This is a genomic window from Salinibacillus kushneri, assembly GCF_900111405.1.
Lineage (GTDB): Bacteria > Bacillota > Bacilli > Bacillales > Alkalibacillaceae > Salinibacillus > Salinibacillus kushneri.
Genome location: NZ_FOHJ01000005.1, coordinates 257,458 through 268,799, shown reverse-complemented (window position 1 = coordinate 268,799; position 11,342 = coordinate 257,458). Strand labels below are relative to the sequence as shown.

Annotated in this window: 12 protein-coding genes; 6 read left to right on the top strand and 6 right to left on the bottom strand. The window is 36.0% G+C overall.

Annotated elements, in window-relative coordinates; all coding sequences use genetic code 11:
• The 4 genes from BMX63_RS09680 to BMX63_RS09665 form a co-directional block, all read right to left on the bottom strand.
• Positions 1-279: helix-turn-helix domain-containing protein (locus BMX63_RS09680; protein ID WP_143060137.1), on the bottom strand; the 279-nt coding region annotated here is incomplete at its 3' end.
• A gap of 56 nt (positions 280-335) precedes the next feature.
• Complete coding sequence (locus BMX63_RS09675; protein WP_093134780.1) at positions 336-767, bottom strand: GNAT family N-acetyltransferase; 432 nt, start codon at positions 765-767, stop codon at positions 336-338.
• A 12-nt stretch (positions 768-779) separates the two neighbouring features.
• Positions 780-1,292, bottom strand: a complete 513-nt coding sequence (locus BMX63_RS09670; protein ID WP_093134723.1) for a YjcG family protein — start codon at positions 1,290-1,292, stop codon at positions 780-782.
• A 91-nt stretch (positions 1,293-1,383) separates the two neighbouring features.
• Complete coding sequence (locus BMX63_RS09665) at positions 1,384-2,112, bottom strand: alpha/beta hydrolase (RefSeq protein ID WP_093134721.1); 729 nt, start codon at positions 2,110-2,112, stop codon at positions 1,384-1,386.
• Positions 2,113-2,235: 123 nt separating this feature from the next.
• On the opposite strand from BMX63_RS09665, the gene BMX63_RS09660 reads away from it, so the two are divergent.
• Both BMX63_RS09660 and BMX63_RS09655 read left to right on the top strand, forming a co-directional pair.
• Positions 2,236-2,796 carry a phosphatidylglycerophosphatase A family protein gene (locus tag BMX63_RS09660; RefSeq protein ID WP_093134718.1) on the top strand — a complete coding sequence of 187 codons (561 nt, stop codon included), beginning with the start codon at positions 2,236-2,238 and terminating at the stop codon, positions 2,794-2,796.
• A 112-nt stretch (positions 2,797-2,908) separates the two neighbouring features.
• Positions 2,909-3,703, top strand: coding sequence for a DUF3298 and DUF4163 domain-containing protein (locus BMX63_RS09655; RefSeq protein WP_093134716.1), 795 nt, complete (start codon positions 2,909-2,911; stop codon positions 3,701-3,703).
• A 270-nt stretch (positions 3,704-3,973) separates the two neighbouring features.
• Here the strand turns inward: BMX63_RS09655 and BMX63_RS09650 are convergent, their stop codons facing one another.
• On the bottom strand, positions 3,974-5,164 hold the full coding sequence (locus BMX63_RS09650; protein ID WP_093134714.1) for a C39 family peptidase: 1,191 nt from the start codon (positions 5,162-5,164) through the stop codon (positions 3,974-3,976).
• Between the two features lie 445 nt (positions 5,165-5,609).
• On the opposite strand from BMX63_RS09650, the gene BMX63_RS09645 reads away from it, so the two are divergent.
• On the top strand, positions 5,610-6,230 hold the full coding sequence (locus BMX63_RS09645; protein ID WP_177167255.1) for a YkoP family protein: 621 nt from the start codon (positions 5,610-5,612) through the stop codon (positions 6,228-6,230).
• Positions 6,231-6,274: 44 nt separating this feature from the next.
• Here the strand turns inward: BMX63_RS09645 and BMX63_RS09640 are convergent, their stop codons facing one another.
• The gene (locus BMX63_RS09640) at positions 6,275-7,126 is read right to left on the bottom strand and encodes a metallophosphoesterase (protein WP_093134711.1); all 852 of its coding nucleotides are present in this window, start codon (positions 7,124-7,126) and stop codon (positions 6,275-6,277) included.
• A 158-nt stretch (positions 7,127-7,284) separates the two neighbouring features.
• Between BMX63_RS09640 and BMX63_RS09635 the strand changes: the two genes are divergently transcribed.
• The 3 genes from BMX63_RS09635 (at position 7,285) to BMX63_RS09625 (ending at position 11,339) form a co-directional block, all read left to right on the top strand.
• Positions 7,285-8,406: an MGDG synthase family glycosyltransferase gene (locus BMX63_RS09635; RefSeq protein ID WP_425441471.1), complete on the top strand. Its 1,122-nt coding sequence runs from the start codon at positions 7,285-7,287 to the stop codon at positions 8,404-8,406.
• A gap of 98 nt (positions 8,407-8,504) precedes the next feature.
• Entirely contained in the window at positions 8,505-10,112 is a 1,608-nt protein-coding gene (locus tag BMX63_RS09630; protein ID WP_093134775.1) for a spore germination protein, read from the top strand.
• A gap of 18 nt (positions 10,113-10,130) precedes the next feature.
• The gene (locus BMX63_RS09625) at positions 10,131-11,339 is read left to right on the top strand and encodes a Ger(x)C family spore germination protein (protein WP_093134708.1); all 1,209 of its coding nucleotides are present in this window, start codon (positions 10,131-10,133) and stop codon (positions 11,337-11,339) included.
• Positions 11,340-11,342: the final 3 nt, after the last annotated feature.

Genomic DNA, 11,342 nt, shown 5'->3' with positions numbered 1-11,342 from the left:
CGGTTCAGTAATGCCAAATTTTCTAGCAACATCTTCAAGGGAATCTCCTGTTCTTACCTTATAGTTTATGACATCTAATTTAAATTGAACAGGATAATTCGTAGATGCTTTTTTAGTAGTCAAACCCTGTTCCCCAAACTGTCGGAAAGCACTGACCCATTTTCTTATATTGGTTTTACTTCGAATTCCAAATCTTTTAGCCAAGGAAGCATATCCACCTTCTCCAGCTAAATAAGCGTTAACTACATTTTGCTTAAATCCTTCATCATATTTGACCACAAAAAACACCCCAAAAGTTAGAATTAGTTCGTCTAACTTTTGGGGTGCACATCATTTTAGTTAGTCTTCAAGGTTTTTACCATTGTCACATGAGGGATTCCTGCATCCATGAATTCATCAGAAATGGTTTTATAGCCTAATGATTGATAAAACCCTTCTGCATGTGTTTGGGCATTTAACTTGGATTTTCTGTATTGATTCTCCCTAATTACCTCTTCCATAGCTTGTATCATTTGTTGGCCATAATGATGGTTTCTTTCTTCTTTTAAAACACAAATCCGTTCTAATTTTCCGTATTGATCTAAATAACGAAGTCGACTGGCGGCAACAGGTATTCCGTTTTTATACCCAACAAAATGAGTAGCACTGGAGTCATGTTCATCCATTTCCAAATCAGGTGAAACCCCTTGCTCTTCTATAAATACGATTTTTCGGACTTTATAAGCATCTTTTAATTGGTCTTCATTCTGTACGACTTGGATATCCATCTGATTCATTGATTAACCCTCTCCAAATTTAAAGGTTTCATATACGGTCCATGAGCCGTTATCTAACTGATAGAGGAGCTGGAAACGATCAATGGTGTCTTCTATATCAAATTGATGCATTTTTAGACTGCCATAAACATCTGAATGTTCATCCGTAGACAAATCCTGACCAATTGTGATGTGGGGGACAAAAGCAAATTGACGTTCGTTAGGAAACTTATCATTATACAATTTGTCACTTAACTCAACCAATTCCTCAACAGGCTGAACTTTAAGGTAAACCGTATTTGTCACAGGGTGAAAAGAGCTGACCTTTTTTATAATTAAGGGAAATGGCTTGGTCTCCTTTGCTATATTTCTTAATTCTTTAACAATATCATTGATTTGTGATTCATTGGCATCAAAGCGCTCTTTAATCGTCACATGGGGAGGAATTAATGCATAATTGGGGTCATAACGCTTACGATACGAGTTAGCGATATCTTGCACTTCTTTTGATGGAAAAATAGCAATTCCATATTTCATATGTTGTACCTCCTTTAATAATTATGGTCCTTATAGCGATCAAACTATGTCTATTATAGCAAAAAGTAATCTTGCTTTTCTAAAAAAATCATTATGCTTTTCCAAATATAGAAATAAAAGCATTCGGTAAATCTTTTTGCCAAGCCTTCCAGGTGTGATCTCCAGATAATTCATTATATGTGTATTCAGAAGTTTTGGATTGCAGTAATTGACTTAGCTGACGATTTGGCTTTAGAAAATTTTTGATTCCGCCTTTTGTGGTTTGCACATTCGTTTCATGCTTTCCAATTGTATGATAGATCTTAATTAAAGAAAGATTTTCAGATGCTTTTGCTGTCATCATCACCTTCTCATCCACATATGGGGATTGCATAACTACATTACCAAATGTATTCGGATAAGCAAGTGCAGTCATAAATGAAACGGTTCCTCCCAGAGAATCTCCTATTAATGTGCGGGCAGAACCTAAGTAATAACCGGGGAGGATGTCGTCTAATACTGGGACGACTTCAAACCTTAAAAACTTTATGTAATCGTTATTCTTCCTACCATCAGGGTGGTATTTTTCATGACGATCATATTTGTCCTTATAGTGAATCCCAACTAAAACTGTATTTTCGATATCTCCTCGTTCATGCAGATGGTCAATAAATGTTGCTGCACGGCCTAATTGAAAATAATCATTACCATCCTGCATGATACAAATATGATATTTATATAAAGAAGAATAATTTTCAGGTTGATAGATACGAAGGGTTATCGATTCATTTAAATATTCACTATGAATACTTTTATCAAACATCCTGCCCTTTCTCCCCAACTTTACACCCCCCATTTATGGATAATCATTTACTTTATTTTAACATACTGAATGGTTGATGTCGTACATTGCTTTTGTCCTAATGTTATAATGAAAATAGTAAGGTAAAGGAGGAAAGAAAAGATGTCTGATGTAAAACAAGTACCAAGTCAAGAGGTGGAACAGGCGGCTAGATCTGCTCTTACTAATCGTGGCGTTCTTCTAGACGATATTGCTGAGATTGTTTATAAAATGCAACATCCTTACAATGAAGGATTAACGATAGATGACTGTATTTTGAGTGTGGATCGAGTATTAGAAAAAAGAGAAATCCAGCACGCCATTTTAGTTGGCATTGAGCTTGATAAACTAGCCGAAGAAAAAAAGCTTTCAGAGCCTTTGCAATCCATCATCGAAACTGATGAAGGATTATTTGGTGTGGATGAAACTTTGGCTCTTGGAGCAACCTTTGGCTATGGGAGTATCGCCTTGACCACTTATGGATATTTGGATAAGGATAAAATAGGTATCATTAAGAAGTTGGATACGAAAAGAAACCAACAGGTTCATACTTTTTTAGATGATATAGTAGGAAGTATAGCAGCTACAGCTTCAAGTCGTTTGGCACATCGTTTACGTGATGCTGCAGATGACGTACCAAGAGACAAAATGGAACGTAGAGATGAAGAGGATCGCCTTAGTTAATAAAGTACTCACTCCTTTTATAGACGGTTAAAAAAATCACGTACTTTTATGATTAAATTAGACCTGAATTCCAAATACTACTAATAAGTCCGTCTTAATTAGGAGGTTTGGAATGAAGGCCAATAGGTTTAATGGGTTAATCATAGGAATGGTTTTTTTTACATACCTATGGAGTGTTCCACAAATTATTCAAGGGGAAATGAAGGATTTCCATAAAACGAAAGCTTCTTCACAAGACCAATCAGAAACGATAAAGATTCAGTATGAAGAAATAAAGGAAAAAGAGCCTGAATATGAAATAGATATAAAGATTCCTTCTATAAAAGGGATGAAGGATGACGTTTTTCAAGTGAAATTTAATTATGGAATGAAGGCGAAAGCTAAGAAAAAAATCGACGAATTTAAAAAAGAAGCCATTCAATTTGCCAGGGAGCAAGAGCAAAAGGGCCAGCCTTTGCGTCCTTTTCAGCTCCATATACAGCCTGTGGTTAAAAAAAAAGGTGAATTCATTTCGGTTCTCAATGAATCCTTTATTTATAAAGGTGGAGCGAACGGGATACAAAAGGTTCAAACGCTAAATATTTTGAACGATGAACAGGCAAAAAAGCTTGCATTTTCTGATATCTTCCGGGAGGAGTCAAAATATAAGTACGTAATAAATGACTTTATCAAACAAGCTATTGAGGAAAGAAGAAACAAAGGAGAGGTGTTTTTTGAAGGGGAGGAAGGATTTCAATCTGTTACGGAAAACCAATCCTTTTACTTCGAAGATCGGCAATTAGTTGTAGTCTTTGATGAATACGAAATCGCTCCCGGGGCGATGGGAACCCCATCATTTCAGATTTCTCTAGAGAAAATAAAAGATTTAATAAAACCTGAAATTTATAAGGCTGTTCTCGACAGTTAATCATTAAATAGGGGCCGATTCCAAGGTAATCAACATAGGAATCAGCCCTATTTTTAAGTAGTATGATTTAGCTACTACTAATTTCTATACCAGAACAAAAGTAGAGTCGTTCATTTAGTTACGAACGTATTCAAGTCGATTGACTCTTGTACTGAGGTGAAGGAAGACTCGCTGGTGACTTTACTTGGCCATTTCTGAAGAATGTCCACTAAGCTACCGTATACGATAAAAAAGATGTGTTTCTTTATCGAAACACATCCAGCATTTCCTTTATTTATAGGTTATGGCTTGATTACCCATTTGATTCCAGCCTGCAATAAAACTGTCTTTAGCCACTTTTCTATTTTTTTGATTAGCAAGTGGATCGTTAAAATAAATATATTGATTGTCATACCCTGTGACTAAAACAGAGTGCATTTTATACGTGACTTTAACCTTTCCTGTTGGTGTATTCCACGTTTCCCAATAGGATTCCGGAACATGGGAGAACCAGCTGGTAGTTAGCACCCATACAGGTTTTCCATTATCAAGTTGGTTTAGAACTGTATCAAAGTTTTTTCCAGTTAAATCAACGATTCTCCCAGGCAAATACTTTTCTCCTAAATCAGCAATGGGTCCATGATATACACCCAGTCCTGGATTATCAAAGGAATACATATCTCCTACAAAACCATCATTAGGATTTCCGAATTGAACTTGACCATTTTTTCGGGTAAATGGAGTTGAATCTCTTTTTATTCCCTCAGCTAATGTCATTTTATCTACATTAACACCTGCATGACCTAAAAGCATTGATAAAGCTGTTACCTCACAGCCCCGTGGCAATTCAGGCATCTGTGATACTAATGGAGCAGATAGAAGCTTTTTATTGGATGATTTTTTTTCAACCTTCTTTTTTGCGTTTGGATCATATTTCTCTACGATAGCAGAAGAAATCCAGCCTTTCTTCTGCTCACCAATGTAAACATGATACCACGTTAATCCTTCCACTTTGGCTTTTTCAAAGGCATCCAGCTTAGTATATTGCTTTAATGTTGTCACTTTGGCATAACTTGTATGAGGTCCTTTTCGGATATTTGCTGCCTGAGTGGAAATTTGCAGTGTTGCTTTATGTTTCGTTGGTTCGAATGATGGTTTTTTCTTTTTCTGATTCATTTGATCCTGATCTTGTTTTTGAACTTGTTCTTTTTTTAAGTCGATTTTCTTGTTATCTTCATTTACTTCTTCTTGGTTATTTTCATTCTTCTCTTTCTTTTTCAGATTAAGTAGATCAATATCCTTTTCTTTAAGACTGTGACTCTTCGTACTTAAAGAAGTAACTTCAAAAGAGTTGTCTTCATAAGTTTTTGACTCCTCATTAGTTGGATTTGTAGAGGTTCCATTTGTATTGCTAGTGGTATTGCACCCTAGTAGCAGTAGAGATAACGTAATGAATATTATTACAAAATATCGATTTAACATACTCCCCTCCTATTAATGGATAAACTTGATAAAATTAAACCTATGAAACTATCATTCTAAAAGATAAAACTAGCTAGTAGCTTACTGGAATAAAAGAGAGTAGTCAACATATGAACTTGTAAACCATAATTTACAAAAAAGGTAAAAATGGACCACTTTAAGAAAAGGGTTTAAACATGAACATTTTATTGGCTCTTCGACACAAATTAACAAGTGACATACGGTTTTCCCTCTAAATCCACTTATACAATACGCATGCTTATTCGAGCCTGGTTCCATCGTCTACAAAGCCATATCCACATTGTGCGTACGGCCCAAACGATCTAGTTTTTTATAAAAATGATGAAAAAGTCCTGGCTGTGCAGTTGCTAAAAATTAGTTAAATAAAATACTCGTGCTTTATATAAAATAAGTATGTCACTTAAAAGAAAGGGAAGGATTGGATATGAGAAAACTTATGTTATGGCTATGGTTATATTTAGATCCTGTATACTTCCGGTTTACACGCCTCCATTACATTGGAAAGTATCACGGCAGCACCAGTAATATCTTTCGAGTACGTTTAACTCGTTTTAAGGGTAGTCCATTAACTTTATCTGATGGAACAATCATTAATAAGAATGATTTATTACTCAAAATTCATTTGCATAATGTGCGCCTGCTTCACGAATTGCAGGATGAAACAAGTGAGATAAAAAAGGCATTTTTCGCCTTTGAAAGGGTAAAGGATTCTATGCCGGGATTAGCTACTTATGTACTTACACATAAACGCCACCATGATATTAAAGCTGTAATAGGGATTACATCTTTAAATAAAGGAGTTAGTCGACTTGGTTTTGAAACCAGGAATATACAAAGTCCTATTTATAAATGGGTAAAAAAAATGACATTTTACCCCATTCATATTTTATCTTTATCTAAACCTTCCTTAAAAACTATGGTTAATCAGCCATTACCGAATTATATTTTGATGTCAAAAAATCAATTATTGTCCAGTTATATACACAGACCTTTAGAAAAGGTTATGAAAAAAAGAAAACAAACCGCCAAACGCTCAACATCATGAGCATTTGACGGTTTGTATGTGAATCAGAGTCACCTTTCCCTGAATTAACTAACTGCATTCGTTTTAGGAACTACTGGAATTGAAATGCTATGGAAGGTAATCTCAGGCCGACTGCCAACCCGAATGTTGACTCCTGTTTGACCTAAACCTTCACTGATATAGAAGCTTTTACCTTGGTAATTTTGCAATCCTTTTATCATATTCATTTTAGGCAGTTTCCCCATTTTAGCCAGATGATAGGCTTTAGGATATAAAATTTGACCACCATGAAAATGTCCGGATAAAAGGTAATCATAGGGATAATCCTCCATGTACAATACCGCATTAGGATCGTGAGTTAAGACTAGATTATAGCCGTTTCCCAGTCCTTCATAAGATAGGTTGAATTGACTGCGGTCGGTACTAAAATCATCAATACCAATTATATTAACGATTTGTCCATTTAAGTTTATAGACGTGTTCTCATTTTGTAAGGTGTAACAATCATATTTCTCTAAAGCCTGTTTAAGCTTATGAAAGTTTTCTTCGTTTAAAACATAATCATGATTCCCAAAGATTGCATAGGTACCATACTCAGGTTTTAATTTCTGAAATACTTTCAGGTATGGAATAAGCTTCGGAATCGTACGTTTTCGGTCCAGAAAGTCACCGGTTAAGGCAATGATATCAATAGCTTCATCTTTCACTTTTTCATAGAGTTCATTGGGGGAAATCGAAATATTTTCTAAATGCATATCAGAAATTTGAAGAACGTTTAGTTGTGTAGTGTTGGTGTGAGAGGAATCATTATTTGGGATGGTTATATGATTAATCGCGACATTGTGCGTATTTTTATAAGCTTTATAACAACCTGCAATAATCAGGATAAATAACAAAAAGATAATCAGTAGACTCATATAAACACCTCCATGAGCAATTATACTAGTTTTTTGGGAAGTATGAACTAGTAATTATTGGAGGTGTTACCAGAGGATGGAGTTATGTTTGGGTGTAGCATAGAAATTCATATTTTTTGCAAACTAAAAAGGTCAATATTCTAAGTTGTAGGAGCTGGATAACGGTGAAAAAGGTCCTGTTTCTCCCATTTTTACAAATTTCCTCTGGACATCATCAGGTTGCGGATTCTCTAATTGATGGATTAATGGAATTAGATTCGACAATTGAATGCCACAAGGTGGATATTTTGCATTATGGTTATGGAAAATTGGAGCAGTTGATTTCCACCATTTATCTGAAATGGATTGACCATTTTCCCCAGACATATAGTTGGATTTATCGCAAAATTGTTTGTGAAAATCAGTACCAGGACAAGCGCTATCGCCATTATGAATGGTTATTTACTCATGTAATGGAGTCCATTTTAGAGGAGGAACAGCCCGATATCATTGTCTGTACCCATGCTCTTCCTTCATATTTATTAAGTCAGCTAAAGGAAAGAAAGGGAATTCAGACTCCTGTAGTAAACGTTTATACCGATTATTTTATCCATCAATTATGGGGGAAAAATAATATTGATTTTCATTTTGTTCCTTCTTTAAAGATGAAGGAATTTTTGTTGGATAAAGGGGTAAAGGATTCGGAAATTTTTGTTACAGGTATTCCGGTACATCATCAGTTTTCTTCAGTAAATACATGGCTGCCTTTAGATTCGTCTAAGCTGAATTTTATGATTACAGGTGGAAATTTAGGTGTTGGGCTGATTCAAAAATTTGTAACAAAGGTAAAAGAAGAAAGGATTCATTATCACGTATTGTGCGGGAAAAATCACTCTTTATATAACCGCTTAAAAGAATTGCCACATTCAAATGTTACACCGATTCCCTATATTTCCTCTCGTCAGAAAATGGATGAGCTTTATGACTCCTGTGATGGAATCATAACCAAACCGGGTGGGGTGACAATCAGTGAGAGTTTATTTAAAAGAGTACCCATTTTTGTTTATCATACCCTTCCAGGTCAGGAAGAAATGAATATGGAACAGTTAAGTCAGTTAGGGTTAGCCAGTCCTTTTTATGATTGGAAGTATGACGATGCATTTGAGAAAAGGCTGTTGCAATTTTATCAGGATGATAATGTCATACATCAATACGAGCAAAATCTCAACCAGTACCACGCCCACCTTAATCCAACTACTCCAGCAGAATTAATTTATCAATTAGGAGCTGTCTCTCACTAAGGGAAGATCATTTTAGTGACAGTCCCACAAGTTGTATAGAAAGCCAATTTATAACAAAAGATAAGCTTCAAAGACGTGTTCAAGGAGGTTTGGGAGTGATGAAGAAAAAGTTCTGGAGTTTTACGGGGAAATATAAAAAGAAGACAGCGAAACCGAATCAGGACCAGCTGCAAACCTCCTCCCAACATCAACAGCCTTTATTAGGTATGCTTCAGGATGATGTAAAGTATATTCAATCCTCAATGGGAAGTAGCGCAGATTTCGAGACGAGATTCTTTCAAATTGGTACGGATTTTCCGGTTGAGGCAGCTATTATTTATATAGATGGCTTAGTGGACAAAAACTTTGTTCATAATTTTATTATGGAAACGCTGATGGTAGATATCCGTACGACTGATCAGGGGCAAAACCCACATGAAGTAAAGGATATTTTAACCCAATTGAAGAGTAGATCCCTGGCTGCAAGTGATGTAACCGAAGTAATGGATTATAAATCTGTATTTGAACAAATATTATCAGGAAATACGGTTCTCCTATTAAATGGATTTATGAAAGGGTTGGCTATCTCTTCACCTGGTTATGATAGTCGTAATATAGAGGAGCCATCTTCACAGACAGTTGTTCGTGGTCCTAAAGAAGGATTTACCGAAGTATTAAAGACTAATACAAGTCTTATACGAAGAAGAATTAAGAATCCGAATCTTTGGATTGAATCCAGAAAAATTGGCCAAACATCAAATACTGAAGTAGCCGTTTGCTATATCAACGGAATAGCCAATGATGACATCGTTCAGGAGGTTAATCGCAGACTGGATAACATTAATATCGATGGAATTCTGGAAAGTGGCTACATAGAGGAATTAATTCAGGATGAAACGTTTACACCTTTTCCTACACTTTATAATACTGAACGCCCGGACAGCATTTGTGCTGGTTTATTAGAAGGTCGTGTGGCTATTTTAGTAGATGGTACACCCTTTGCGTTGTTAGCGCCTACAGTATTCATACATTATTTTCAGGCTACAGAAGATTATTATCAACGATCTGATATTGGATCGTTAATGCGGTTGCTTCGATTCCTTTGCTTTTTTCTCGCTTTATTAACACCGTCGGCCTATATTGCATTAACAACCTTTCATCAGGAAATGATTCCAACCCCATTATTGATTAGCTTGGCTGCGCAAAGAGAAGGTGTTCCCTTTCCGGCTTTTTTTGAAGCTTTAATGATGGAAATCACCTTTGAAATCTTAAGGGAAGCAGGAACAAGGATGCCAAGAGCAGTAGGTTCTGCTATTTCCATTGTGGGGGCGCTTGTTTTAGGTCAAGCTGCTGTTGAAGCAGGAATTGTATCATCAGCTATGGTTATTGTTGTATCACTTACGGCTATAAGCAGTTTTGTAACACCAGCCTTTAATATGACGATTTCCATTCGCATCCTTCGTTTTGGTTTTATGACACTAGCTGCCGTATTTGGTCTGATTGGAATTATTTTAGGTTTAATTATCATGATATTGCATCTTACAAGTCTGCGTTCCTTTGGTGTTCCATACCTTGCCCCAATGGGGCCATTTATTACAAGTGATCAGAAGGATACCTTATTACGTTTACCATTTTGGAAAATGAGAGAAAGACAGAAGCTGATTAATAAAAAGAATGTTGTACGAGAAAATACACCCTCTCCAAAACCACCAGGCAACAAGAATTAACAAGTAGGAGACTTGCCTATGCTAAAAAAGCTTCAAGCTATTGGCCTATGTATGGTATTAACGATTTTATCGGGTTGCTGGAGTTCAAGAGAATTAACGGATATGGCGATTGCGACAGCTCTTGGAATTGACAAGGAAGGTGACCGGATTAAAGTGACGGTTCAGGTGATTAACCCGAGTGAGAACGCTGGTCAATCCTTTACGTCACGAACAGCGGTAACTACGTTCACGACAACAGGTGATACATTATTTGAATCCCTGCGAAGATTAACTACATTGACTCCCAGAAAGCTTTACTTAAGCCATATTCGCATCATTATATTTGGAGAAGAATATGCAAAACAAGGAATTGCAGATAGCCTGGATTTTATATCTAGGGATCATGAGATGAGAACGGACTTTCATTTTGCTATCGCTCGCGGTTACGGTGCACAGGATATTGTCAATATTTTAACACCCATTGAAAAGATTCCTGCCAACAAAATCTTCTCTACTTTAGAGTCATCACAAGATTTTTGGGCACCTACAAAAGTTGTTCAATTAGATGAATTGATTTCCTCAATGACGTCTAAAGGTAAGGAGGCAGTATTAACAGAACTGCTCATTTTAGGTGATCTGAATAAGGGGAGTAATATAGAAAATGTACAAAGTGTTCCATCTTACACTTCCATCAAATCAAGTGGCCTTGGAGTATTTCATAATGAAAAACTGGTAGGCTGGCTTGATGAAAATGAGAGTCGTGGCTTTAATATGATCACAGATAATGTTCATGATACAGTGGGAGTCGTTCCTTGTGGGAATAAAGGGAATTTAACTATTGAAGCCTATAAGAACTCAACAGAAATGAAGGGGAGTATAAGAGGAGATACCCCCAATATTACAGTTAATTTTACAGCAGAAGCAAATTTAGCGGATATCTCATGTACTATTGATTTTACTAAACAGAAGACGATTAAAAAGTATGAAGAAAAACTCGCTGAAGAAGCCAAAAATGTTATGAAAGACAGTTTAGAAAAAGCAAGAGATTTAGAAGCGGACATATTTGGCTTTGGGGAATTACTTAGTAAATCTAATCCGAAAAAGTGGAAGAAGATTGAAGAAGAGTGGGCCAATATTTTCGTTAATGATTTGAATGTAGATTTTAAAGCAGACGTGAATATTAGAAGAACAGGAACCACTACTCAACCGTTTTTAGACAATATTTCTAAAAAGAAACAGGAGGAGTAATGA

Coding starts and splice junctions, on each gene's coding strand:
- BMX63_RS09675 (WP_093134780.1), bottom strand. CDS start 767: ATGGATATCCAAGTCGTACAGAATGAAGACCAATTAAAAGATGCTTAT.
- BMX63_RS09670 (WP_093134723.1), bottom strand. CDS start 1,292: ATGAAATATGGAATTGCTATTTTTCCATCAAAAGAAGTGCAAGATATC.
- BMX63_RS09660 (WP_093134718.1), top strand. CDS start 2,236: ATGTCTGATGTAAAACAAGTACCAAGTCAAGAGGTGGAACAGGCGGCT.
- BMX63_RS09655 (WP_093134716.1), top strand. CDS start 2,909: ATGAAGGCCAATAGGTTTAATGGGTTAATCATAGGAATGGTTTTTTTT.
- BMX63_RS09650 (WP_093134714.1), bottom strand. CDS start 5,164: ATGTTAAATCGATATTTTGTAATAATATTCATTACGTTATCTCTACTG.
- BMX63_RS09645 (WP_177167255.1), top strand. CDS start 5,610: ATGAGAAAACTTATGTTATGGCTATGGTTATATTTAGATCCTGTATAC.
- BMX63_RS09640 (WP_093134711.1), bottom strand. CDS start 7,126: ATGAGTCTACTGATTATCTTTTTGTTATTTATCCTGATTATTGCAGGT.
- BMX63_RS09630 (WP_093134775.1), top strand. CDS start 8,505: ATGAAGAAAAAGTTCTGGAGTTTTACGGGGAAATATAAAAAGAAGACA.
- BMX63_RS09625 (WP_093134708.1), top strand. CDS start 10,131: ATGCTAAAAAAGCTTCAAGCTATTGGCCTATGTATGGTATTAACGATT.